We start from the raw sequence: 24,010 nt of genomic DNA on the forward strand, positions 1-24,010 counted from the left end.
TGGGTCTCTGAAAGACTTAGTCCAAAAGAGATCCAACCACCTAGAATTAAAAGAATTAGGGGAAACATTCCATTAACTCTACCTAGAATTACGACTGGCAAAGAAATAATTAATATTCTGGATGGAGCAATGGGATATGATTTTGATCATGATGAGCCAAGTAATGAAATTGAAGTCGAATTGATTTCGGGCTTTCTACAATACCTACCTGATTTCGGAGATTTACTAAGTGATTTTGAATCTGGCGAAAGAGTTAGATTTGGTTTTGAAATAACCAAAATGATCAAGGAGTTATTAGATAATGATTACTACGTTTTTGGTGCACGTGAAATCAGAGTGCTAGAGGGGGGAAAGGGTCTCCATCAAATTTTCCCATGGCGATTGTTTATGTAAAGCATAAAAATAATATACTGAGGCAAAATGCTAACAATGCAGATTTAGAGAAATAATTACTTAAATAACACGCTTCGGAGCATATGCGTCTCGTTCCGGCAGGAGTTAGGGGACTCAGAGAGGTTAGGGGGTTATTCCGAACCACCCAACCGCAGTGCGGCCATCCCTGGGGCGTATAATTGTGAATAAGAACTTATAAGTAAATTTAAATCAGACTATTATAACGGGGGAATAATTACTTGGAAGATAATCTCAATAAGGAATTGGATAAAATTATAAACAAGTTTATCTTGGAATCTAAAAAGTTTGTTGAATACTCTGCATTTCCCTATGGTCTTCTGGACAATCTAATGATAAATAAGAAAACAAAGAAATTGATCTATGATTATGAATATTTTGTATTTGCAAAAAGTCTTAAAACTCTGGTTGCGATAAGAAAGCTATTGAAAGACGATTTGAATGAAGAAGTATTTATTTTATCAAGAAGTATGTTTGAAAATTATTTAAGTTGTAGATACCTACATGAAAATGAAGAAAAAATTGATGAATTTATTGAGCACCCTATTAAGATTTCTCTTGCGCATTATAATGTTAATTCTGAGGGTTTAATATTGGATAGAAATAACCAAACTGTTGGCACTATAAAAAATCCAAGTAAATTTAAAACGGGGAAAGACAAACTATACTTCTATTATTTTTATGATCTGCTTTCAACATATGCTCATTGTAATTTTGGCATTGTTTCGAGTTATTTAAATGATGATTTTACTTTTACAATATCAAAAGTTAATAATACATTGCTAGCTAGAATAACTGTTGTATTTATATTTACCAAACTTTTTGAACTTATAGTTACTGTTGAAGGTGAAGATTTTAAGGATGTTAGAACCGAAAAGTCATGTTATAAACTTGTTAAAGATTCAATTAACCTATTAGAAAAGGGGTTAGATCAATTACAAATCCATTATACGGAAACAAGCAATGAGACTAACAAGTATATTAATAAACGTATGAAGAGTTTAATGAAAGATATGAAAAAATCTCTTAAAGAAGAACTGGGTAGCATGAGCAAAGAATGAAGCAATTTGACCTAGTATCTTATTCACGTTTCGTGACTAACCTTCGCTATCTGATTTTAATGTCGTTATAAACATAACGAAAAAATTTCATATCATATATGTGGCAAATATTTGATATTAATCCATGCAAGAACGAATCAGAAAAATAATGAAAAAGCGGCATCACTTGAGCGATACCGCCAGACTAAAACCATCTTCATCAATCATAAGCTCGGACTCCCTGTAGCGATACGATAGGTTATGGATACTGATTTTTTGCACGGAGTGTAGTAAAGGTATAATTTCGTCAATGCTCTGCACGGTTGTTTCGTGGATTGATTCGTCGGGAAGTAGCCATATAATTTTAATTTGGGGCTTTTTTCGGGCTTGAAATTTAAAGATCATAACAAGAACTAATGAAATGAGACCCATGATTCCAAACCAAGTAAGATAAATCATAGTACCATCTCCAATACAATTTTTTACTGCATGCGAAACTTGATGATACTTCAATATTATAAATATAAATTGAATTTTCGTCAAATTTATTTTGAAGAAAATTCAAGTTTCGTATACTTGAACTCAGAGGTGGGGCCGATGACTTTCGGAGAACGATTAAAACAATCCAGAAATCGAAAGCAGATGACACAGGAGCAAGTAGCTCAAAAAATCGGGATCGATTTTACCACAATATCCAAGTATGAAAATGATAGATCGCAACCCGATAACGAAGTGCTGCAGAAGCTAGCGCAATTGTATGGCGTGTCGATTGATTGGCTTTTGGTAGGAAGTTTGAATGAACCCGGGGACAAGAAAAAGATAAACCGACTGATTATTAATGGGGAGCCGGAAGAGCTAACAACAGATGAAGCCGGACATTTGAAGGATAGCCTGGAAATGTATAGATTGCTCAAGGAAAAGCGAAGTAAGGAAGCTAAAAATTGAAGATAAATGACATCGTGATATACTTGGCTTCAGTGAAGGTGGATACATGATGTCATTTTTAGTTTGGCGATGCGAAGCACCATATATTGATTGTATTTATGTCCTCGCTATTAATTTATATTAATGAAGCCATTATATAAAAAACAAAAAGGACACGACCGTTGAAACGGACTGTGTCCTTTTTGCTATTCGAGCAAACCACAGATTTTGCTGTGCGTGCATGAAAAGACGCAAATCACGTCCTCGAATCGTTGTCATAATAGAGTCCCAGATGGTAAGCTCGCATCAGGAGATTCTCAAAAATTTCCGGTCTTGAATCCAAGGTGTCGTATAATATCTCAACCTGGCTATTCGAGATTCCGCAGTAACTTGCGATTCCGATGTTCAGATGTTGGGAGAGCATCTTATCGTATTGTCTCTTCTCGAAGAGTTCTTTCGGAGCCGCTGCCAGACCAAGCCACAGTACTTTTTTATGATGCAATTTATTGGAGCCGTACGCAAAACCATTGTTCCATACCCGGTCGATATATCCCTTGAGCATGGCAGGCAGATTGAACCACCAGATCGGGAAAATATAGGCGAGAGCATCGTACTTCTTCATTCGTTCCATCTCGGCCTCAACCTCAGGCGAATAGGTCTTGTGATCGGACGACCAATCGGGTTCATCCGCTTCCCACAACACGGGATTAAAGCCGCTGCGATGCAGATCCAGCATCTCCGTTTCATGGCCCGCATCAGCGAGTCCTTGTAGAAACCTGTCTGCAACAGAAAAGGTTAAGGAATTCACCCTGGGGTGCGATACAACGGTCAAGATTTTCATCGAGTTCACCTTCCATCTCTCAACTTTTTACTTCGAATGAGGTACGATGAAATTATCTCTTATGCAGGAAAAAAAGGGAAGAACGCACTTTTATGTTCTATAAGCACCAAAAAGTAATATAGGAACCAAAAAGTAACTATACCTAAGAACTGACGAGAGGATGGTTATCCCATGCAAAGGCAGATGACACGGACGTTTAACATCCCCGCAGAAGCGACATTGGAGGTGTTAGGGGGGAAATGGAAACTGCTGATTTTATGTCATTTAAACTGCGGCCCCGGGCCGAAGAGAACGAGTGAACTAAAAAAGGCCATTCCCGAGATTACACAAAAAGTGTTAACTCAGCAGCTTCGGGAGCTGGAGGAAGACGGCATCATCATGAGAACGGTATATAATGAAGTGCCGCCGAAAGTGGTCTATGAACCGAGTGAATTAGGAATATCATTGAAATCCATATTAGACCAGTTGGGCGAGTGGGGCGAGCAATATATCCATCAGCGCGAATGGAAGTCCTCCTGCTCCGAATGCTCCAAAAATGCTTAAAATCGTGAAAAGACATGGAGGCCTAAACAGATGAACAACCTTACTGATTTAGTAGACGCGATTATCAACGAACCTATGCTAAGTGAAAAAACGTATACCTATTTAATTTTAGGCACGGAGAATTCGTTTACGAGCGGATATTTTCCCATTTTCGAAAACGAAGTTTCCTATGATGGTCACATCACTGTTGCTCTTTTTAAGAAGTATAGGAACGAAATTAAGGAACTCATGCTGGGAAAAGGCATTCTTTGTATCAAAGTCGACGCTGGTAAATTAGTTGAGCATGGCCTTGTGAACGATACGAATCCTGAGCTTTTTGATACGGATGCCTTTGAGTTAATCATTTACCAGAGATATGGTTTGGAACCAGAGGAAGAGGAAAGAAAAGAAATCTTACAGCAATCGTTAAAGGCGGAGAAAATTAAGAATACATTAGTATTTGCGTGCTATATGAATGACATGGAGAAGATTAAAGAGCTAGTCACCCACGCGAGCAAATCCGATTTGGACAAAGTTCTTAAATATAGCGGTACTTCATTGCAGTTTTGTAGTAAACACAATAATTTGGAGGCATTTATACTATTGGCCGAGAAGGGGGCAAACGTAGGAAAACGTTCTCTGACTCAAACACCTCTGGAAATTGCTTTTAAACACTCAAGCGATATTGTGAATTATATTCGTCTAGAATTTCCGGATGTTTATCAAAAAGAGGTGAATAAGAAGGGCTTCGGGATTGCTCTTCATTGTAGAGACGAAGCTCTGCTGGAAGATATTCTAAGGTTGGGCTGTGATGTGAACCAAGAAAAGAAGCCCTTCCCTCCTCTACATAGCTTTGTGGATTTCAATAACATTGTGGGGATTAAATTCCTGCTCGATCACGGAGCTAATCTTGAAGGTAGAAATGATTGTAAACAAACCGCCTTGCATCGAGCGGTTAGTAGGGAACATGTTGCCGCGATTGAAATGCTGTTAGAATATGGTGCGGACATTCATGCTAAAGATCGGGATGGGAAGACAGCTGTGGATTTAGCTAGAGCATGTGTAAACAAAACCATTCTTCATATGATAAATTAACATGTTGTGAAGGGGCTGCCGCGGCAGCTTCTTTCGCTTTTTTCACCGATAACCCCGTTAAACTGCTTACAGATAGATCCTTCGGGCCTCCTCACCGAAGAATTCGACTACATTCTCATACTCGGTTATATCTATACGGTTCTGCCTCATAATCTTCTGAATAAAGATGGCATCCGTAAAGATTTTATTGATGATCGTTTCGCACCATGACGGAGTGCTTTTAAAGTAATCCACCAAATTATTGATTTCATCAAACTTAAAATAAAGGATATAACAAACATAATTCTGAAGCAGCGTGCGGAAACAATGCTCGCGATAAGGGGTAGAGCGGTGGTCAGAGAGAAAGTCTCTCATCATCCCGAATACCATTGTTTTATTCTTGGAGTAACTATGGATTAAATAATCAACGTCGTTGATCAGCCGTAATACATCGTCTAATCCTTCTTCCGGAGGCATGACCAGCTTGGGCGATTTCCCCTCTATTGACCTTAACAGCTCCATCGTAAGATGTTTGCAGGCGCTTATTTCATGTGGAGCAATGAATAATGTATCTCGATACTTGTCGAGGTGCTCGCTGTAGTAATCGTGGTATACAGAAAAATAATGCTCCATATGGATATCGGTTTTCGTATGAACCAGATCTTGCCCGCGGAATGAAAAGGAGTAGAGGGTCTCCTCATTCACCGGGTGAGCATAAAGGTAGAAAAAGAAGAAAAAGTCTCGCAATTGCTGTTTCTGTTCATCGTTCAAGCTGGCAGCATCCGACAATTGAGCTAACTGAAAAAAACAATAGTTCTTCATAAAATCATTCATGGCATTGTACGGATTGACCTTGACGATGGACATCGTCTTGTTGATCGTAAACAACAGATAATAGAGGATCAGTTCATCATAGATATCCAGATGTTCAAAAAAAGCCGAGAGCACAGGCTTCCAGTCCGGGTTTGCGATGTAATTCGGATCTTTCGGTTGTAATTCATCCACCCACTCGATAAACGACTCATTCTCACGACCGACAAAAAATAATTCTGCGCTATCGTCTTCACAAAGGCAGTATTCAAAGCAGTCCGTTTGAACGGACGGTAATCCCCTGTTGAATTTTAGATTCAGATATTCGTTATATAGCAATTGTAGTTTCATCGGTCATTTCCTCGTTCCTATAGGATTCAACTCGTATTAACGAATGGTCGGGAAGAGCTCTTTATCCCTAGCTTGGAAATATTCTACATATAACGAGGCATTCCTCCTCACCATTGATCGACGAGCATGCGAGCGGCTGAACCGATGGTTAAGCTGACGGGACATGCCGTTATTAAAAAAGTGTTTATTACAAACAACGAAGGAGCTGCGGAGGCACGCTCCTTTCGCATTTTCCGCCGATAGACCCGATAAACTGAACCGTACCACAAGTGACGGCTAAATTATTCGTACAGTAAGGATCCAAGGACGTTTCGAATCGGGCGATTGTTAATTGTGAATGAGATATGGCTCAGGTACTATTATTTTCTGATAAACTACAAAAATTCCAACTATTTACTTAATAGTGATGTAATGTTATAATTTCACTGAAAAAATAACCTTATTATTCCATGGGAGTGATTAAAATGAAAATTTTTAAAAAAATTTGTATGGTTTCGGCACTTGCATGCTTAGCTTTTGCAGTACCTGTTAGTGCTGTGGATGTGAATGTTCCGGCAAGTTTCGCTGATAAAACACCTGAGACAAGCAATATCATTTCACTCGCCAGTGATCCTAGCGGGAGTTATACTCTTAAACCGTGGGAAACTCAATCATTTTACTGGTTATCACCTGTTAGCAATAGAACGCTCACATATGAAGCGAATCAACAGGGTGTACTCGGTGGTATTCCATATTTAAAATATCAACATTACATTTACAAAAATGGGAATTGGGAACCGATAAAGGAATATAATGCTTCGGGAAATGGGGTACGCAGTGAAATTTTGGGGAGTGACTCATCAACGTTTTATCGTCTCGATGTTACAAATGTCATGTACTACCCTGGCACTACCGATGTCAAGCTCAATATCCAATTTTATGATTTCCAATGAAGAATAAGTAGCCCAAAAAATCGGGATCGATTTTACCACAATATCCAAGTATAAGAATAATCGATTTCAGCCTCCAGAAGCGCCGAAAAGTCCCGAGTACGTTCGAGTGTCTATTCGATCGTACCCGGGCCCAAGAAAATATTCCTTAATTTGCGTCAGGCAGCGCTGTTCGTGCCTTCCGTAACCGGGGGCCGCATTCTTTGGATCAAGCCCATAAAGATGCCTCCCATGAGTAACATCACCGCGACAATCCAAGTATAGTACAGAGACGCGCTCCCTTTATAATCGGTTAAGAGGAACGAGAAATCAAAGAGAATATTCGTTATTCCATGAGCCACAGCAGCAGGCCATACGGAACCTGACTTCAGAGTCAACCATGCGAACATGAACGACATGCCGATGCATACTAGCGGCATCAAGACAAGTGCCCCTAGCAACGGCGCGCCTTTAAAGGTAGCTCCCGTAAGGGTAACCCCGAAATGCCAGTATCCCCATACGATACCCAGAATCACAATCCCCTTCACGGAACCGAAAGAAGCGATCATCCGGCTTTGCGCATACCCTCTCCAGCCCAACTCTTCGCCAAACGCGAACAGGCAAGATTTAGCTACGGCCACGAGGATCGTGACGAGGAGATTCAGCGTGAAGCTGTCCGTTACAGCTATAAGCTTGTAATCCCCCCATCTGATGCTGCCCTCGAATAATGAAGCCGAGCCTGCGGTGGTAATGACAAACGTTAGGGCGGGGATTGCAGCTGCCATAATCAAATCATAGGGACGGCAAAACCGTAAACCAAGCATTCCGGGCCGCGGCGCCTTGCCCAGCAAGGTGAATACCACGGCAGCCAAGCCTGGCACCCACATCATCAAGAGGATATTTGCGGGGGTGTAAGCCGCCCCGATCACCGCTTGCATAATGAAAGTAATCCCAAGCGTTACCCCAGATAATAGACAATCGTTCGTTTAAGGGACATCGTTCTATCCTCCTAATCCCAAGAGTAATGTACGGAAAGAAAGTTCCAATAGAACAAGTAAGCCGTATAAAGGAGCGTAAGCACGGCGATACCAACGTTTACGATCTTCCATCGGTCAAGCTCCTTGGTAGTAAAGATTCGAATCAAGAAATAAACCGCTGCGGCCGACGAAATAAGAGGCATCGAAGCCACGACGACCTGATAGAACTGCGAGTATCCGTATAGAATCTCTCCATTCCCATAGATGAACTGGACAATGAAGAATATGCTCTGAAGGAGAGCGATGATTGGAATAACTACAGAGATGCTGTGCGATTGCTTGCGCCATTGCCGTATCGCGTACCTCACGATCCATAGGAGCGGAATAAGCGTAAACAAAATGCCGGGTACCACATACAGAGCCAACAAGACAGTCCCTGACTCAAACGAAGCCGTGCGCGGGATTGAGAAGTTCATCGGCCCTGTCAGCGTCCATCTCCCCTGTTCTTTATGAAAGTACAGCTGTTCCTCCCCGCCGACTTCTTGGAAGAACCTTTCATCTACTTGGGTAAACTCTTTCCTGATCATCTGTTGCCCGTCGTTCTGGAATAAGCCGGTCACCACTAATGTTCGATCGTCTTTTGCTTCAACCGTATACGGTACGCTGCCTAGCAAGCGAAGTCCCTTGGCCCAGCCATGCTCCGCTGTCAAATACAGCTCGTATCGTCCTTCCAGTTCCTTGATCGCACTCCCTGAACTTTCAAGGGGAGGAAGTGGCTTGCGGGCTACCTTCGAGTTGATCGTTTGGGATATGGCGTGAACAACTTTCCCGTGCATTTCCATCCCGCTACCTCCGGTGTTGGCGGTAATGAAGATACCGATCGAATGGGAAGGAATGAGCACCATTTTCGAATTAAATCCGTCAATTCCTCCATTCGCCCACAAGTAGGGAACTCCATTCACCGTCTCCGACCGAAAAAAACCATACCCAATCCCATACATGCGTTCATGAGAAGAGAATTGCTTCGCATGCATCATCCGGACCGTCTCCGGCTTAAGCAAGGACTGACCGTGGAAATAGCCGTTGGACAAATGTGCGATCATGTAGGGGGCGAAGTCATTCGGCGTCATATTGACGGCTCCTCCTCCGGGAAAATGAATTCCCGAATAAGGAACCGCTTGATAACCGTTATCCGTATAAGCATAGCTCTTGGCCAACGTGGTCCGATCCTGCGGGAGATTCAAGTTCGCGCTGCTCATGCCGAGTGGCTGGAACAAGCGTTCCCGCATGTAATCATTCAAGGGAAGTCCGGCTACTTGTTCGATCACACTTCCCACAAGTCCTATCCCGGAATTGCTGTATAGGAATTTACTTCCCGGGGCAAACACCGTCGGCTGCCTCTCCAAATACGTCCGAACCGTATCCGTCGACCATTGCGGGATCAACCCTTGTCGATTATCTCTTTCATACATGATTACATCCAGACCTGCCGTATGCGTGAGCAGGTGATGGAGTGTAATCGGGCCATAATTTCCATTAACCTGGTAATCCTTCAGGGCTGTATTGATATCGTCATGCAACGAGAGCTTTCCCTCCTCGACCAGCTGCATAGCAGCCGTAGCGGTGAGGGATTTGGTTAAGGAGCCTAGCCGAAACACCGTGCTTGCCGGGTTAACGGGCACCTGTTGTTCCAGATCGGCGAAGCCATACCCTTTGCTATACATGATGCGTTCGCCTTGGGTAATGACAACCGCTGCGCCGGGAATATGAAGCTTGCTCATTTCCTCCTTCATGAGAGGATCAATCAATTGTTCTAACACTTCTGCGGAGAACGGCGAAGCCTCATTCGCATTCGCACGTGGCATGCACAATATGAATAACAAGCAAGAAGCGAGTAGAGCAGCCAACCATTTCCGTGTATCCGACATATTCATCATCTTCACCTTTCGTTTTGAGCGATGGATATCGCAGGCTGTAGCGATAAGGCTGAGTATGAGGTCGAACCTGTCATTTTGGGAAGTTGTCCATTGTCATTCGTATTCGTGATATCGCTTCGTGGAGGCACATGCTATAATGGTTGACAGTTAAATCCGGAAATGAGGTGTTCATCCTGTTGACATTTGCCAACCGATGGGCATGGTTCGATTGGATCATTTTCACGATCCGCTTCATGTGGTGGATCACGATTGTCATCGGGCTTGTTCGATATCACGACCGTTTGCCGTACCCTGTAGAGGCGGTGCTATTCGTTTCGGTTCTTGCGTTTGTTATTCCTTATTGGTTTTACCGGTATTCCACCAGCGCTTATTTGATTGCTGAGATTGCGCTGAGCGGGAGCCTTTACATTGCTGTAAACTACTATTTTGAAGCGACCCAATGGCAGTTTGTAATCATCGCTTTTGTCGTGGGATTCCATAGCACGGAACGAACATACCGTTGGACGGGGCCTGTTACGATTCTTCTTGTCCCCTTTCTCGCATGGAATACCGCTCGTCTGGATTTCGATAGTATCGCTTTTCAAGCCATCTTGTACCATTTGGGAATGTATGGGTTCGGCTTCGGCTTTCAATTGTTGGTCCGTACGCATAAGCAGAGCCTGATCATTAAGGAACAGAACCAAATTTTGGAGCAATATGCGAGTCGAGTGGAGCAAATAACGCTGCTTGAGGAGAGAGACAAGATATCCAGAGAGCTGCACGACACGATCGGACACACGATGACATCGCTAATTATGGGCATGGAGACGCTTCGGCCGCGCTTGCCCGATACCGAAGTGAATCGACTGGACACCCTGCTTCACATGGCGCGTCGCGGTTTGAATGAAACCAGGGGGATCGTTCACAATTGGGCGCAAACCACCGGGGAATCGTTAACGACCTTGGAGTCCTCGTTTCGCGAATTGATCGAGCAATTTCAGCAGTCAACCGGGGTGATCGTCAAGCTGCGCATCTACGGCAAGGAGTATGAATTAAGTCGGTCCCGGAAGCTGCCCCTGTATCGTTGCTTGCAGGAAGCGCTGACCAATGCCGTGCGCCACGGCGGTGCTTCACTTATACAGGTGGGATTGTACTTTGAAGAAGCCCAAATCCGAATGCAGGTTGAAGATAACGGGAATGGAAACAAGGATATTGAATTCGGATTCGGGTTGCAATCGATGAAAGAGCGGCTTGAAGCCCTTGATGGACATTTATCTCTTCATTGTCTGGATGAAGGAGGTGTAGCGGTTATTTGCTGCCTGCCTCATCAGACGGTTCTTCCACAAGCAGCAAGCATTCGCATACTTCTCGTTGACGATCAGCCGATCATCAGAGAAAGCTTGCAGCTGATCTTACAACAACAACAGGATATGCAAGTCGTTGGGCTCGCCGGAAACGGGCAGGAAGCGCTCGACATGATTCCAAACGTGAATCCCGATGTGGTGCTGCTGGACATCCGAATGCCTGTATTAGACGGACCGAGCACGCTGCGAGCGATACGCGAACGATGGCCCGCCTTACGCGTTATTATGGTGACAACCATCGAAGAGGCTTCGCAGGCCGCCGATACGCTCAAGAACGGCGCCAACGGTTACTTGTTGAAATCCGTTTCCCCTATTGAGTTAGTGGAGGCGATAAGGGTCGTCCACCAAGGGGAAACGCTGATTACCCAGTCCATCGCCGATGTCTTCTTCAAAGAGATGAAAGTGCAGCAGGAAGAACTGGATGGACTGCGTAAATTGCAAGGGCGCGTTTGCCCTTACGGGTTGACGGAGCGTGAGCGGGGAATTCTGGCATCCCTAGTGAAGGGGCTTCGCATAAAAGCGATTGCGGAGAAAATATTTCTTTCCGAAGGTACCGTTCGTAATTGCACTACGATGATTTATGCCAAGCTGGGCGTGAATAACCGGGAAGATGCGGTGAGGAAAGCGCAGGAGGAAGGACTTGTCGTTTAGGCGGGCCATACGAATGAAGTTATTTGAACGATAGCTTGGAAATGTATAGATTGTGCAAGGAAAAGCAATGCTTGCACCTTACGTAACGTAAGGTTTTATAATGAAGCTACCGGTATAAAGCTAGCGCCAAAGAGTGGAGATGATGAATGAAGAGCTATTGGAAGATCGGAGACCTCGCCAATCTGACGGGGCTTACCGTACGAACCTTGCGTTTTTATGATCAAATCGGGCTGTTCTCTCCGTCGGAACATACGGAATCCGGCCACAGGCTGTACAATGAATCGGACCTGTCGCGTTTGCACCAGATTTTATCGCTTAAAGAGCTGGGGTTATCTCTCGAAGAGATTAAATCGGTCTTGACCGGCAGGCAAATTAGTCCGCTTGAGATCGTCAACCTGCAGATCAACCGAATCAAAGAGCAGATCAAGCTGCAGCAGAAACTATTGGAGCAGCTCGAACACGTATCCAAGCTTATGCAGGGCAAGGCGCAATTAACGGTGGAAGATTTTACGAGCCTTCTGCAAGCGATGAAAATGTCATTTGAGAAGCTGGTCATTGAGCGGCAAACGATTTGGGAGCGAAACCTGGATCTGTTGGGGGACTTTCTTGCCGAGGAGACAATGCCGAAACCTAAGGAGGAAAATCAATGAATGAACGATTTGTTAAGCATGCGACCTTCGTCGTCGAGCGGACTTATGCCGCCTCGCCGGAGCGGGTTTACCAAGCCTGGGCTGATCCGGTTGCCAAAGCCAAGTGGTTTTCGAAGCCGGAGATCTTCGAGTTTCGGGTTGGCGGGCGCGAGTACAGCAGCGGCGGGCCGCCGGAAGGGCCGGTCTTTACGTTCGACGCCAGTTACCAGGAAATTGTTCCGGAGCAGCGCATTGTCTATACGTACACCCTGGATTCCGGCAGCACCCGCGTCTCCGTCTCGAATACAACGGTCGAGCTGATCAAGCTGGAGGGCGGCACGAAGCTTATTTTTACGGAGCAAGGGGCATTCTTTGACGGGCACGATACGCCGGAAATACGGGAGCACGGAACCAATCTCATGCTGGACGCACTCGGCAAGGTCTTTGAAGAGGGGAATGGTCATGATCATGGGGAAAAATGAACTTATTTCCACACGCGAATTCGATGTGCCGCAGGAGCTTGTATTCCGGGCTTGGACAACCCCTGATTTGCTCGCTCGTTGGTGGGGACCGAATGGCTTCACGAATACATTTCACGAGTGCGATATCCGGCCGGGCGGCACGTGGCGACTCACCATGCATGGACCGGACGGTACGGATTACCCGAACCATAACGTCTTTGTTGAGATCGTTCCGTTTGAACGGATCGTGATTGACCATCTATCCGGTCACGAATTTCGGTTAACGGGTACTTTCGAGAACCTGGAAGGCCGTACCAAAGTTACTTTCCGTCAGCTTTTCAAGCTAACCGAGGAATTCGAACAAGTCAAGACTTTCTGTATGGAAGCTAATGAACAGAACCTCGACCGGTTAGGCAGGGTGCTGGAAGAAATGACCTCCTAGCTATGCGATGGGATGAATTAAAAATATCGCCGTTCACACGCTCTGTCGGAGTTGGACGGCGATATTTTTATACTCTTTCGTTCAGCGCGGCTGACGGTTTCAACTGACTCTCCTCTTGCTTATTCGCCACGTAACTATGCAAAATCATGCCGAGAACGACGACAATCATCCCGCACCAGGATAAAAGCGAGGGCAGGGGGATCGATAAAAATAATAGCTCCCCGGCTAAGGCGAACAGGACTTCCATCGACTGCGTGGCTTCAACCGAAGCCAGCTTCCGCATATTTCCCCGCACCATATCCGTTGCTTTGAAGAAGAGGACTGTGGCCACGACGCCGGAAAAAAGGGCGACCAGCAACGCTTGAAAGCTCTGCTCCTTGCTCGGCAATCCTACGGTAGACAAGCCATACAAGGAAAGGACCAGCCAGAAAGGCAGACTTGCAATCGTCATGCCCAATACCCTCTGAAACGTATCCAACCGCCCTTCGCAGAGCTCCATCATTTTCCGATTGCCCAAAGGATAGGCGAACGACGCGATCAGCACAGGGATTACGCCGAGCAATAGGCTTTCCAAGGAAAGACTTTTGGCATGTTCGATCTGCATCAGAATTATCCCTAGCAGGATGAGGAGCGACATGATTAGACCTTTAACGGGAATTTTCCCCCGGGCTTGCACGGGTCCCTTGTCGGTAGAGATCGTTTCCCAAAATAACGGCGCAAGCAAAGTGCCCGAAATAATCGTAACTTGCCATGTGCCGGCAATCAGCCAGCCGGGCGAATACGCGGCCGAGAAGCATAAGGGAGCATAGAATAACCCGAATCCCACCGTACCCCACAATAACCACGTTCCGGGTTGTTTTCTCATTTCCGCGAAGAGTGGACGAAGGTTTTTTCTAACCAGTACTACGCCCAAGAGCAGCGGAACCATGAAGAGATAGCGCAGCGAAGCGCTCCAAATCCAACTCCCGCCGGACAGCTCCATTGAGGCATTGAGAACAAAGGTAAAAGCAAAAAAGAAGGCCGAACCTATACCGATCAAAATGGGCTTCAACGGGGCTCACCTCGGTTCCGTCGGTTGGGTAAGCAATTCGCCGAGACTTAGCCAGTTTTCTTCGACAAGACGGGCAGCCTTTTCACACTCCCCATTTCGACAGGCGGCCATAATGTGATTGTGCTGCTCCACGGAATTTAATCCTTTTAAGGTATTAAATTGGGAAATCTCCAGTCGTTGAATTTTGGGAATGCTGCGTTCTAATGCCAGCACAATCTCAGGGTTCCCCGCCGCGTCCAAGAACACCTTATGAAAATGTGTATCCGCCTCGATGGCCTGAATTACGTCGCCTTGTTCAATCGCGAGCTGCAAGGCGTTATTGCTCGCCTCTAGCGTTTGAAGATCCGTTTCCTTCAAAACAGGACATGCAAGCCTTGCCGCTAATGCGTGTAAGACCGCGACTACCGTAAACGCGTGCTTCGCCTCCGTTACATTTAATGGCGCTACGTAAGTGGACGACCCCGGGAGGGATTGGACCAGGCCTTCATCTTCGAGCCTTTTGAGCGCTTCCCTGACCGGCGTCCGGCTAATGCCGAATTTCTCCGCCAATTCTTTGTCGCTCAAGCGTTCTCCGGGATGCAATTCCAAGGTGATAATCCACTTTTTTAAAGTTTGATAGACTTCATCTCTAAACGACAGACGTTGAATGGGTTGAATCTGATCTTTTTTCATAAAACCAATATATCGGATATTGGTTTGTTGGGCAATACTTATTTGTGAGCCGCGACGATCGGCGATTTATCAGCAAAACTAATAAAAGCTATAAAATCCTTTTAATTGATCCGTTAGCCCGGCTGTGATAGCTTGGAGATAAGATAAAATTAAGTATATAAGAATACTTGGAATTATTTTCATCCTATGCGAGGTGCATATTGTTGATATTACAGGTGATGAACAGTCCTTTTAATCAAGAGCAGGTGGAGCTTCTCAACCGCTTGCTGCCTACGCTGACAGAGGTGCAGAAGATTTGGCTGAGCGGTTATTTGACGGCTCTGCACAAAACCGAAGCTTCGGCGGCTGCGCCGGCCGTGAACCAACCGGTCCTCTCCAAGGAGGTCACGGTGCTGTTCGGGTCCCAGACCGGGAACAGCCAGAAGCTGGCCAAGAAGCTGGGCGAGAAGCTGAAGGAGCAGGGCCTCCAGCCAACGCTTTCCTCCATGAGCGACTTCAAGCCGAATACGTTAAAGAAGGTTGAAAACCTGCTCATTCTGGTGAGCACGCACGGGGAAGGCGAGCCGCCGGATAATGCGCTGTCTTTCTATGAATTTCTGCACAGCAAGAGAGCGCCTCAATTGGAAAGCTTACGGTTTTCCGTATTGGCTTTGGGGGACACTTCGTATGAATTTTTCTGCCAAACGGGCAAGGATTTTGACAAACGCCTTGAGGAGCTCGGAGGCAAAAGGCTTACTGCACGCGTCGACTGCGATGTGGATTTTGAGGATGCTGCGGCGGAGTGGATGAATCAGGTCCTGGCCTCGCTGAACGAGGCCGCGGCGGCTCCGTCCTTGGCAAGCGGCGGCGGTGCAGCGGTCCGGAGCGAGACGCAGCAGACGGAATATTCGAGGTCGAATCCGTTTCAAGCCGCAGTGCTTGAAAATTTGAATTTGAACGGCCGCGGATCGGACCGGGAAACGCGTCACCTGGAGATTTCGCTGGAAGGGTCCAATCTCCAGTATGAGCCGGGCGATAGTTTGGGCGTGTATCCCAAGAATCATCCAAGACTTGTCGATGAACTGATCCAGGCGATGGATTGGAACCGGGAGGAGCTCGTTCCGGTCGATAAAAACGGAACCGAGCGCCCGCTGCTTGAAGCTTTGACCGGCCATTACGAAATTACGGTTCTGACCAAGCCGCTTTTGGAGCAAGCGTCAACTCTGTTCCCGGGCAGCGGCCTACAGGAGCTGCTTGCGCCGGGACGTGAGCAGGAGCTTCGAGCGTATATCAAAAATCGGGATTTGTTGGATTTGGTGCAGGATTACCAGCTAAAGGGAGTATCGGGCAAACAATTTGTATCGATTCTTCGTAAGCTGCCGCCGCGTCTTTATTCCATTTCGAGCAGTCCGAAGGCGTACCCGGACGAGGTGCATCTCACGATCCGGAAGGTACAATACGAAGCACATGGACGGGAACGATGCGGGGTATGCTCGACCTATATCGCCGAGCATTTGGAGCTGGGCGATTCGCTGCCGGTATTTATCCAGCACAATCCGAACTTCAAGCTTCCGCAAAATCCGGATACGCCGATCATCATGATCGGACCCGGCACTGGCGCTGCTCCGTTCCGGGCCTTCCTGGGCGAACGGGAAGAAACCGGGGCGCAGGGCAAGACGTGGCTGTTTTTTGGCGACCGCCATTTCTCCACGGATTTCCTTTACCAAGTCGAGTGGCAGCGCTGGCTGAAGGATGGCGTGCTGACCCGCATGGATGTCGCGTTCTCCCGCGATACGGATGAGAAGGTCTATGTGCAGCACCGCATTATTGAACATGGCAAGGAATTGTATCAATGGCTTGAGGAAGGAGCCAGCATCTACGTGTGCGGAGACGAAAAGCACATGGCGCATGACGTTCATACCGCTCTCGCCACCATTATCGAGCGGGAGGGCGGACTTAGCTCAGAGGCTGCTGCGGAGTATTTGGCACGATTGCAACAGGACAAACGTTATCAGCGAGATGTCTACTGAGTTCAGGCTCAAAGATAACGAGAGGGGATAGAGACATGAGCGAAAACAATTTACTTTCAGCAAATAGTGCGCCTCATAGCGATGTGGAGGAGATCAAGAAGCGAAGCGACTACCTGCGGGGATCTCTTGCGGACACGCTCACGGACAGAATCACGGGCTCCATTCCCGAGGATGACAACCGCTTGATGAAATTTCACGGAAGCTATATGCAGGATGACCGGGATCTTCGCAACGAGCGGAATAAACAGAAGCTGGAGCCGGCCTATCAGTTCATGGTGCGCGTGAGGGCGGCCGGTGGGGTCGTTACGTCGGAGCAATGGCTGATGATGGATCGGATCGCGCAGCAATATGCGAACGGAACGATTCGTCTCACGACCCGCCAGTCGTTCCAGCTTCACGGCGTGATCAAGTGGAATATGAAACAGGTCATCAAGGAAGTCAACGAAGCGCTGTTAAGCACGCTTGCGGCATGCGGGGACGTCAATCGTAACGTGATGTGCAATCCGAACCCGTACGTTTCCGAGATCCACGAGCAAGTGTACGAATGGGCCAATAAGATCAGCCATCATCTTGATCCGCGAACCAGAGCTTATCACGAAATTTGGCTGGATGAAGAGAAGGTTGTCGACAGCCGCGACGGAGAAGAACAAGAACCGATTTACGGGCCGGTTTACTTGCCGCGTAAGTTCAAGATCGGCATAGCCGTGCCGCCTTCCAACGACGTCGATGTCTTCTCTCAGGATCTTGGCTTCATCGCGATTCATGAGGAAGGACGGCTGCTGGGCTTCAACGTAGCTGTCGGCGGAGGCATGGGGATGACGCACGGCGATCCGCAAACGTATCCGCAGCTGGCGCGGGTGATCGGTTTTGTCACACCGGAGCAGGTCGTCGACGTGGCCGAGAAGACCGTCACGATCCAAAGGGATTATGGGGACCGTTCTGTACGAAAGCATGCCCGGTTCAAGTACACCATCGACGACCGCGGCTTGGAATGGTTTATCGATGAGCTTCACCAGCGCTTAGGGTGGAAGCTGGAGGAAGCGCGCCCCTATCATTTTGACCACAATGGCGATCGTTATGGCTGGGTAAAGGGAAGCAACGGCAAATGGCATTTCACCCTCTTTATTCAGAACGGCCGGGTGAAGGACGAGGACAATTACCCCTTAATGTCCGGATTGCGGGAAATTGCCAAGGTGCACAACGGGGATTTCCGCCTGACGCCGAATCAGAATCTGATCATCGGCAACGTATCGGCCCAGAAGAAGAAAAAAATCGAGGAAATCATCAAGGCATACGGGCTGACCGACGGCATTCAATATTCCGCGCTGCGCAGAAATTCGATGGCCTGTGTTGCCTTGCCGACCTGTGGTTTGGCGATGGCCGAATCGGAGCGCTATTTACCTACGCTGCTGGACAAGATCGAATCGATCTTGGACGAGGCGGGATTACGCGAAGAGGAGATTGTCATTCGGATGACCGGCTGTCCGAACGGATGCGCCCGGCCTGCGCTTGCGGAGATTTCCTTTATCGGCAAGGCCCCGGGGAGATATAACATGTATTTGGGCGGCGGCTTCTCCGGCAACCGTCTGAATAAAATGTACCGCGAAAATATTGACGAGACGCAAATTCTTGCGGAGCTAAGACCCATCTTGAACCGCTATGCGAAGGAACGCGAGGAAGGCGAGCATTTCGGCGACTTCGCGATTCGCGCCGGATACGTGAAAGAAGTTCGTTCAGGACTTGATTTTCACGAGTAACCGACTGCACAAACCTACAAAGGCTTCGCAAGATGATCTTATCATTTGCGAAGCCTTTTTAAGGGAGACAGTTACTTCTGCTGCTCGATCCCCGCTATCAAACCATTTGTTTTCTCAATCCCCTGCCGTTGTTCCCAAAGATGTTGCCCCCTATGGAAGAATGGAAAGGCGATAAATGCCAAAAGCATGAGGATGGCGAATAGGACGGGACCTTGCCCGAAACCTAATACGCTCAGTAAAATACCGCCAATCCAAGCGCACACACTCTGTCCGATAAATGCCAATCCGCTGGCGCCATAATAGGCTCCTCTCAAATGTTCCGGTGCAATTTCACCGATAAGCACATCTCCAATGACAAAACATAAGATTTCGCCAGTTGTAAAAACGACCATCGATAAGGCAAGCATCAAGATATTGTCAAAAATCCCAAACCCGAACAGACCCAATCCAAATAACAGGCACCCGGCTTTCAATGCCGTTAATGAAGAGAAGCGCTTCATCAGCTTGGCAAGAGGATATTGCAATACCAATACAGAAAGCGTATTAATAACGAAAAGAAACGAATACGATTCGACCCGGTCATGACCAATAAATTGCGATAAGGTGGTATCCAAGTGTGAATAGGCTCCTGCTACAAATACATTACCCAGAAGAAAATAGAGGAATATTTTGTCGGTAAAAATAATTCGTGCCATTTGGTTCATCGTGACCGATGCTGATTTCTCATGAAGCTTTTGCTTGAACGTTACCATGAAAAACACCAAAACCATGACGTAAATAAAGAAAATCACAGCACTTGCGAAAAACGGTAAAAGCGATGAAGAGCTGCCTGCACCAAGCTTTAAGCCTACTAATGGCCCTATAGCTCCTCCCAGATTGATGGCAAAATATCTCGCATTAAAGGCGTCAGCACGATGTTCGGAAGGAGTTACGTCGGCCAACAGGGCTCTGGCGGTCGGTTCAAAAACACTGCGGCAAAGACCGTTGATCGCACTCAATAAGAAGAAAGCCCAAGTTTCGGCGGCAAAGGCGAAGCCTATCAAGACAAGACTCCAGGCGGCCATCGAAGAAATCATAACCGGATATCTGCCCATACGATCCGATAATGCTCCTCCGACAAAACTGCTTAGGGTTCCGGCCAATAAGCTTACGGCTAAAATGGCTCCAACGGTTGCCGGATCGATACCCTTGAATTTCCCTAAATAAATACCTAAAAATGGAAGTGTCATGAAAAATCCTGTGCGTGACAGGAAGGTTCCGATAATGACTCCCCATGCTACCGGATGAAATCGGGGCAGGTTTAACCGCTTTTTTAAGATCATGTTCATCCTCTTCATCACCTCTGCTGTTTCGTCTTCCCTAACCCTCAGTATAGCTATCAAAAAAGGGATAAAAAGAGTATGATTTGATTAAATCACTTCACCTTTTTTAGTGAGAAATGAGGTTCACTATGCTGACGGTTCCGCACTTTTTAGAGCTTCGCCAATATTTTAACAATCATGAAGTCGGTAAGCCCTTCTCGGTTACGGTCGACAAGCTTACCGGGATATGGTACTGCACGCCCCGATACGCTAAGCTGATTGTCCGTAAGCTTTGCGAGTTGGGCTGGATTGAGTGGAAAGCCGGGCGGGGCCGCGGTCATACTTCCGTTTTGACATTGCTTACGGATTCGGGTGAAATTCTCCTACGGGAAGTTAAGCTTAGGATGGAGCAGGGGAATGTAAAGGAAGCGATGGAGCTGATGAACCGTTTCGGGGCGGCCGCTGTCAAAGAGCAGTTTATGGATTGGCTGTCGGAAGGAATGGGTTTTTCCACACAGGCCGTTTCGAATAAGCTGCAGGATACGCTGCGTTTTCCTGTGTACCGTTCGATTTTAACGCTTGACCCCGGACTGATTTTTTATGATTTCGATGCTCACATGATAAGCCAGTTGTTCAATACGTTGGTTGAATATGATCAGGAAAGTCGAACCGTCACACCTTGTATCGCGCATTCATGGGAAAGCAGCGTCGACGCCAGAGAATGGACGTTCCATTTGAAAAAAAGCGTCATGTTCCATCATGGCCGGGAGCTGACTGCTCACGATGTCGTTTTTTCACTGGATCGGCTTCGCTTGAACCCTGAACGATTTGAATCGAGCTGGATGTTTCAAGACATTGAGAGGATCGAGGCAATCGACCACAAAACGGTACGAATCCTTTTGAAAGAACCGAACTATTTGTTTCTGCGGTTTCTTTCTACCATTCCCGCAAGTATTGTTCCCGAAGAGATTGTACGGGCAGGCGAAGCGGAATTTGGGAAAAAACCGGTAGGAACGGGCCCTTTTCGAATGGTTCGTCTAAATGAGGGCATCTGTATTTTGGAGGCATTCCAGGCACATTTTCAAGGCAGGCCGCACCTGGATCGCGTCGAGATTCTCATCTTCCCCGAAATGGAAACAGGCCGCTTGAAGGAGCCTGATTGGACATCGGTTATGATTTCGCACGGGGATGCCTCCAAAGCGCAGCGGGATGCTTTGATAAAAAGGAACAGCGAGTGGTTGGACATGGAAACGTTTTTTTGCTGCTGCAGTTTGCTTGTATTTAATCAGCGGAAGAGCGGTCCGCAAAACCATCCGAAATTCCGGCAAGCTCTTCACCATATCATCGATAGAGAACAGATGATTGCCGAGTTGGGGGGCGACCGGATTTTTCCCGCGCAGGGATTCCGTCCTTACCGTCCAGTCTCCGATAAGATAACGGCAGCGAATTCCAGCGTAAGTCGCTCGGAAATTTTGGCCCTGTTGAAGGCAAGCGGCTACCAGGGGGAAACGTTCCGTTTGCTGACAACCGAATATCACGAGGAAGACGCCGCTTGGATTCGAGAGCGCTGCGAGTCTTTTGGAGTCCATATGGAAATAGAAATTACAGATCCGTCCGAATTTGCGGTACACCCTTCTTTGCCGCAGCATGACTGTGTCTTGTTTGGGAACATCTTTAGCGATGACGAGGTATGCGAGTTGGAGATGTATCTGCAAAAAAATTACTTCTTGTCTGCGTTTGACGAGCCCATGACGGAGGCTGTAAAAAAAGCGGCCGTATCTGTTTTTCGCGAATCCGACGAGAAAGAACGCCAGTGCAAACTGGCGGATGTGGAAAATCTGATATGGCAGACATATTCCGTCCTGTACCTTATCCAAAAGAAAAGCAATACTTCGTTTCATAAATCGGTTCGCGGAGTTACCATTAACGCTTCAGGCTGGCTTGATTTCCATAAGATTTGGTTTCATCCGCATGTCGCGCCTTGAGCAAGAATAAAGCAGGCCGATCCTTTGCGCTACAAGAGCTGAGGATCGGCCTGCTTCTTTGTTGTGCTTGTGCTCAGCTTCCGCTTTCCAGCGCCGCCAGCAGCGGGGCGTACGTCGGCGCGAGCGCCCGCAGCGCGGTAACTGCCGCCGCGTCGTCGCCGATGACCAGCGGGTGCTGCATCGAGCCGATGATCCGCGCCCGCTCGGCCGCGATCCGCGAGGCTTCGGCGTATCCGACGCGCGCCAGGCAGGTCGCGGCATCCGCGGCGCGGCGAGCGCCGACCCGGACCGCGAAGTAAATCAAATGGCCGCGCAGCTCCCTGTCGCAGCCACTCTCGATGAGCGCTGCGAGCCCTTCGGCGGCTTGGCCGTTGCCGAGGGTGCCTGCCGGCGTGTTGTGGCCGCCGTCCATGGACAGCCAGCGGATCGCGGCGGGGATCGACGCTCTTATGGCATCTGCCTCAGAGACTTCCGCGAGCCGGGTGAAGCCGGTGCGCATCGTGTACGGTTCGCCGTAGTTGATCGTCTCGGCTCGCCAGGCCGTCATGAAGTCGCTCAGCGGCAGCGAAGCGTACGGGTAACCCTGTGGGTCATGCATGAGCACACGCTCGTCGTTCACCTCAAGGACGACGACGTAATGGTCGGCGCCGATCGGTCCGGTCATTTCCGGTTGATGCCGCAGATGTCCCATCTCTACCGGACCGATCCATACCGGACCGTCCGACAGGGCCGCCTTGAGGCGGGCGAGGGCCTCGTCGGCGTCGCCGCCTTTGGCGACTGCGGATGTCCAGCCCAGGGCGGTCAGCGCGTCGTCGAAGCCCGCCTCGGGGTCCCAGCCGTACGGATCGAAGAACGGCAGCGTGCCGCCGATCAGCTGCATTCCGAACGGGCTGCCGGTAGCGAACTCGATCACGGCCGGAGAGGGCGCGCCTGCGCCGAACATCATCGCGAAGGAATTCGCGTAGCAGTACGGGCCGGAGCCCGTGTAGGAAACGTGCGAAAGCGTCTTTTGATTGACCATTGTGGGATCCTTGCCTCCTTTGATAGATGGCGATCCATACCGCCGTTTGACGGGGAGAGAGCTTAAGGCTTCACCGGGATGTACAAATCGATTTGGGTTTGTTCATCTTCCGGCCCGGTAAACCGATCGTCATATACTTCGAGGTCTATGCCTTGCGACGGCTCGAGGCCGTGCAGGGGAAGCCACTTGCTATAGATTAATTCCATCGTCTCTCCAAGACGGCTCAGACTACCGGTGTGGGTAAACACGGCATAGGTTTGTTCCGGCACCGTGAATGTCATCATACCGTTCGGAATGTGCTCTCCCGCCGTCTCATAGCCGGCAATATACGAGAAATCTCCGTTCGAACCGGGGATGCAGACGCCATACGAGACGTCCGGCTGCAATTTCCCCTGAATCTCATCCTCCCGCTGTACGAATCGGTCCCACAATTGGGGAATGCCGCCTTCGCTGCTTTTGTTGTTCCACTCCATCCCGACAACGGTAAAAGCGGCTTTCTTCACCAGCTTCGGTTCCATGTTCGTTCCTCCCGTAATGGAAATATAATCGACCATGCGCTGAACCGCAGCCAGAAGCTTTTGTTGGCGTCCAATTTCGTCACGAATGCTGTCTGTGTGCTCCAAGAGGATCGGCTTCAGCTTTTCGGCATCCCCCAGCGTTCCGTTTTGTTTGAGCTCGCGTATGATCTCGATGCCGAGCCCCATGGAGCGCAGAAACAAAATTCGGCGCAGCTCAGGCAGCTGCTCAGGCGAGTAGAAGCGATATTGGTTTTCCTCGCCGACTTTGACGGGGGTGAACAAGCCAACGGCATCATAGTGTCTGAGCGTTTTGGCGGACACGTTAAAAATGCGCGCCAATTGCCCAACGGTAAGCATGGCGGATTCTCCTTTCGC

General features: G+C 48.0%; 22 protein-coding genes. 13 read left to right on the plus strand and 9 right to left on the minus strand.

The genetic code is table 11. From position 1 onward, the window contains the following. The 3 genes from NI000_RS26595 to NI000_RS26605 form a co-directional block, all read left to right on the plus strand. Positions 1 to 393, plus strand: a 393-nt coding sequence (locus NI000_RS26595; protein WP_253414396.1) for a hypothetical protein, incomplete at its 5' end; no start/stop codon positions are given. Positions 394 to 632: 239 nt separating this feature from the next. Then, complete coding sequence (locus NI000_RS26600) at positions 633 to 1,472, plus strand: DUF5677 domain-containing protein (RefSeq protein WP_253414397.1); 840 nt, start codon at positions 633 to 635, stop codon at positions 1,470 to 1,472. Positions 1,473 to 1,940: 468 nt separating this feature from the next. Next, positions 1,941 to 2,396, plus strand: a complete 456-nt coding sequence (locus tag NI000_RS26605) for a helix-turn-helix domain-containing protein (RefSeq protein ID WP_253414398.1) — start codon at positions 1,941 to 1,943, stop codon at positions 2,394 to 2,396. A gap of 235 nt (positions 2,397 to 2,631) precedes the next feature. On the opposite strand, the gene NI000_RS26610 is transcribed toward NI000_RS26605, so the two are convergent. Next, positions 2,632 to 3,216: an NAD(P)H oxidoreductase gene (locus NI000_RS26610; protein WP_253414399.1), complete on the minus strand. Its 585-nt coding sequence runs from the start codon at positions 3,214 to 3,216 to the stop codon at positions 2,632 to 2,634. Positions 3,217 to 3,387: 171 nt separating this feature from the next. On the opposite strand from NI000_RS26610, the gene NI000_RS26615 reads away from it, so the two are divergent. Together NI000_RS26615 and NI000_RS26620 are read left to right on the plus strand one after the other, a co-directional pair. Then, positions 3,388 to 3,759: a winged helix-turn-helix transcriptional regulator gene (locus NI000_RS26615; RefSeq protein WP_253414400.1), complete on the plus strand. Its 372-nt coding sequence runs from the start codon at positions 3,388 to 3,390 to the stop codon at positions 3,757 to 3,759. 30 nt (positions 3,760 to 3,789) lie between these two features. Beyond that, complete coding sequence (locus NI000_RS26620; RefSeq protein WP_253414401.1) at positions 3,790 to 4,833, plus strand: ankyrin repeat domain-containing protein; 1,044 nt, start codon at positions 3,790 to 3,792, stop codon at positions 4,831 to 4,833. 66 nt (positions 4,834 to 4,899) lie between these two features. Here NI000_RS26620 and NI000_RS26625 read toward each other — a convergent pair whose 3' ends face one another. Further along, the gene (locus NI000_RS26625; RefSeq protein WP_253414402.1) at positions 4,900 to 5,973 is read right to left on the minus strand and encodes a hypothetical protein; all 1,074 of its coding nucleotides are present in this window, start codon (positions 5,971 to 5,973) and stop codon (positions 4,900 to 4,902) included. A 464-nt stretch (positions 5,974 to 6,437) separates the two neighbouring features. Between NI000_RS26625 and NI000_RS26630 the strand changes: the two genes are divergently transcribed. Then, on the plus strand, positions 6,438 to 6,905 hold the full coding sequence (locus tag NI000_RS26630; protein WP_253414403.1) for a hypothetical protein: 468 nt from the start codon (positions 6,438 to 6,440) through the stop codon (positions 6,903 to 6,905). Between the two features lie 155 nt (positions 6,906 to 7,060). Here NI000_RS26630 and NI000_RS26635 read toward each other — a convergent pair whose 3' ends face one another. Continuing rightward, a complete protein-coding gene (locus NI000_RS26635) occupies positions 7,061 to 7,771 on the minus strand; it encodes a CPBP family intramembrane glutamic endopeptidase (RefSeq protein ID WP_253414404.1) in 711 nt (236 codons plus the stop codon). 119 nt (positions 7,772 to 7,890) lie between these two features. Beyond that, positions 7,891 to 9,795 (minus strand): serine hydrolase domain-containing protein, encoded by a 1,905-nt coding sequence (locus tag NI000_RS26640; protein WP_309247936.1) that lies wholly within the window; start codon positions 9,793 to 9,795, stop codon positions 7,891 to 7,893. A gap of 140 nt (positions 9,796 to 9,935) precedes the next feature. Between NI000_RS26640 and NI000_RS26645 the strand changes: the two genes are divergently transcribed. The 4 genes from NI000_RS26645 to NI000_RS26660 all read left to right on the plus strand — a co-directional run bounded on the left by NI000_RS26645 (position 9,936) and on the right by NI000_RS26660 (position 13,321). Next, positions 9,936 to 11,789 (plus strand): helix-turn-helix transcriptional regulator, encoded by a 1,854-nt coding sequence (locus NI000_RS26645; protein WP_253414406.1) that lies wholly within the window; start codon positions 9,936 to 9,938, stop codon positions 11,787 to 11,789. A 146-nt stretch (positions 11,790 to 11,935) separates the two neighbouring features. Further along, entirely contained in the window at positions 11,936 to 12,439 is a 504-nt protein-coding gene (locus NI000_RS26650; RefSeq protein WP_253414407.1) for a MerR family transcriptional regulator, read from the plus strand. Continuing rightward, on the plus strand, positions 12,436 to 12,900 hold the full coding sequence (locus tag NI000_RS26655) for an SRPBCC family protein (RefSeq protein WP_253414408.1): 465 nt from the start codon (positions 12,436 to 12,438) through the stop codon (positions 12,898 to 12,900). The genes NI000_RS26650 and NI000_RS26655 overlap by 4 nt, the downstream gene beginning before the upstream one ends. Next, a complete protein-coding gene (locus NI000_RS26660; protein WP_108532856.1) occupies positions 12,881 to 13,321 on the plus strand; it encodes an SRPBCC family protein in 441 nt (146 codons plus the stop codon). The genes NI000_RS26655 and NI000_RS26660 overlap by 20 nt, the downstream gene beginning before the upstream one ends. 67 nt (positions 13,322 to 13,388) lie before the next feature. Here NI000_RS26660 and NI000_RS26665 read toward each other — a convergent pair whose 3' ends face one another. Together NI000_RS26665 and NI000_RS26670 are read right to left on the minus strand one after the other, a co-directional pair. Next, on the minus strand, positions 13,389 to 14,372 hold the full coding sequence (locus NI000_RS26665) for a DMT family transporter (RefSeq protein WP_253414409.1): 984 nt from the start codon (positions 14,370 to 14,372) through the stop codon (positions 13,389 to 13,391). A 6-nt stretch (positions 14,373 to 14,378) separates the two neighbouring features. Further along, on the minus strand, positions 14,379 to 15,044 hold the full coding sequence (locus NI000_RS26670; RefSeq protein WP_253414410.1) for a GntR family transcriptional regulator: 666 nt from the start codon (positions 15,042 to 15,044) through the stop codon (positions 14,379 to 14,381). A 218-nt stretch (positions 15,045 to 15,262) separates the two neighbouring features. Here NI000_RS26670 and NI000_RS26675 point away from each other — a divergent pair, with 218 nt between their 5' ends. Further along, the gene (locus tag NI000_RS26675; protein ID WP_375541006.1) at positions 15,263 to 17,053 is read left to right on the plus strand and encodes an assimilatory sulfite reductase (NADPH) flavoprotein subunit; all 1,791 of its coding nucleotides are present in this window, start codon (positions 15,263 to 15,265) and stop codon (positions 17,051 to 17,053) included. A gap of 35 nt (positions 17,054 to 17,088) precedes the next feature. Then, positions 17,089 to 18,810 (plus strand): assimilatory sulfite reductase (NADPH) hemoprotein subunit, encoded by a 1,722-nt coding sequence (gene cysI / locus NI000_RS26680; RefSeq protein ID WP_253414411.1) that lies wholly within the window; start codon positions 17,089 to 17,091, stop codon positions 18,808 to 18,810. A gap of 71 nt (positions 18,811 to 18,881) precedes the next feature. On the opposite strand, the gene NI000_RS26685 is transcribed toward cysI, so the two are convergent. After that, complete coding sequence (locus tag NI000_RS26685; protein ID WP_253414412.1) at positions 18,882 to 20,138, minus strand: MDR family MFS transporter; 1,257 nt, start codon at positions 20,136 to 20,138, stop codon at positions 18,882 to 18,884. Positions 20,139 to 20,260: 122 nt separating this feature from the next. Between NI000_RS26685 and NI000_RS26690 the strand changes: the two genes are divergently transcribed. Continuing rightward, positions 20,261 to 22,096, plus strand: a complete 1,836-nt coding sequence (locus NI000_RS26690; RefSeq protein ID WP_253414413.1) for an SgrR family transcriptional regulator — start codon at positions 20,261 to 20,263, stop codon at positions 22,094 to 22,096. 73 nt (positions 22,097 to 22,169) lie between these two features. Here the strand turns inward: NI000_RS26690 and NI000_RS26695 are convergent, their stop codons facing one another. Continuing rightward, a complete protein-coding gene (locus NI000_RS26695) occupies positions 22,170 to 23,117 on the minus strand; it encodes a hypothetical protein (protein WP_253414414.1) in 948 nt (315 codons plus the stop codon). 62 nt (positions 23,118 to 23,179) lie between these two features. Next, on the minus strand, positions 23,180 to 23,992 hold the full coding sequence (locus tag NI000_RS26700) for a MerR family transcriptional regulator (protein WP_253414415.1): 813 nt from the start codon (positions 23,990 to 23,992) through the stop codon (positions 23,180 to 23,182). Positions 23,993 to 24,010 lie beyond the last annotated feature (18 nt).

It is taken from the genome of Paenibacillus tyrphae (assembly GCF_024158745.1).
GTDB lineage: Bacteria > Bacillota > Bacilli > Paenibacillales > NBRC-103111 > Paenibacillus_G > Paenibacillus_G tyrfis_A.

What these genes read in the sequence shown, in the direction of transcription:
- NI000_RS26605 (WP_253414398.1), top strand. Translation starts at nt 1,941, where the DNA reads ATGCGAAACTTGATGATACTTCAATATTATAAATATAAATTGAATTTT.
- NI000_RS26610 (WP_253414399.1), bottom strand. Translation starts at nt 3,216, where the DNA reads ATGAAAATCTTGACCGTTGTATCGCACCCCAGGGTGAATTCCTTAACC.
- NI000_RS26615 (WP_253414400.1), top strand. Translation starts at nt 3,388, where the DNA reads ATGCAAAGGCAGATGACACGGACGTTTAACATCCCCGCAGAAGCGACA.
- NI000_RS26620 (WP_253414401.1), top strand. Translation starts at nt 3,790, where the DNA reads ATGAACAACCTTACTGATTTAGTAGACGCGATTATCAACGAACCTATG.
- NI000_RS26625 (WP_253414402.1), bottom strand. Translation starts at nt 5,973, where the DNA reads ATGAAACTACAATTGCTATATAACGAATATCTGAATCTAAAATTCAAC.
- NI000_RS26630 (WP_253414403.1), top strand. Translation starts at nt 6,438, where the DNA reads ATGAAAATTTTTAAAAAAATTTGTATGGTTTCGGCACTTGCATGCTTA.
- NI000_RS26635 (WP_253414404.1), bottom strand. Translation starts at nt 7,771, where the DNA reads ATGATGTGGGTGCCAGGCTTGGCTGCCGTGGTATTCACCTTGCTGGGC.
- NI000_RS26640 (WP_309247936.1), bottom strand. Translation starts at nt 9,795, where the DNA reads ATGATGAATATGTCGGATACACGGAAATGGTTGGCTGCTCTACTCGCT.
- NI000_RS26650 (WP_253414407.1), top strand. Translation starts at nt 11,936, where the DNA reads ATGAAGAGCTATTGGAAGATCGGAGACCTCGCCAATCTGACGGGGCTT.
- NI000_RS26655 (WP_253414408.1), top strand. Translation starts at nt 12,436, where the DNA reads ATGAATGAACGATTTGTTAAGCATGCGACCTTCGTCGTCGAGCGGACT.
- NI000_RS26660 (WP_108532856.1), top strand. Translation starts at nt 12,881, where the DNA reads ATGATCATGGGGAAAAATGAACTTATTTCCACACGCGAATTCGATGTG.
- NI000_RS26670 (WP_253414410.1), bottom strand. Translation starts at nt 15,044, where the DNA reads ATGAAAAAAGATCAGATTCAACCCATTCAACGTCTGTCGTTTAGAGAT.
- NI000_RS26675 (WP_375541006.1), top strand. Translation starts at nt 15,263, where the DNA reads ATGAACAGTCCTTTTAATCAAGAGCAGGTGGAGCTTCTCAACCGCTTG.
- cysI (WP_253414411.1), top strand. Translation starts at nt 17,089, where the DNA reads ATGAGCGAAAACAATTTACTTTCAGCAAATAGTGCGCCTCATAGCGAT.
- NI000_RS26685 (WP_253414412.1), bottom strand. Translation starts at nt 20,138, where the DNA reads ATGAACATGATCTTAAAAAAGCGGTTAAACCTGCCCCGATTTCATCCG.
- NI000_RS26690 (WP_253414413.1), top strand. Translation starts at nt 20,261, where the DNA reads ATGCTGACGGTTCCGCACTTTTTAGAGCTTCGCCAATATTTTAACAAT.
- NI000_RS26695 (WP_253414414.1), bottom strand. Translation starts at nt 23,117, where the DNA reads ATGGTCAATCAAAAGACGCTTTCGCACGTTTCCTACACGGGCTCCGGC.
- NI000_RS26700 (WP_253414415.1), bottom strand. Translation starts at nt 23,992, where the DNA reads ATGCTTACCGTTGGGCAATTGGCGCGCATTTTTAACGTGTCCGCCAAA.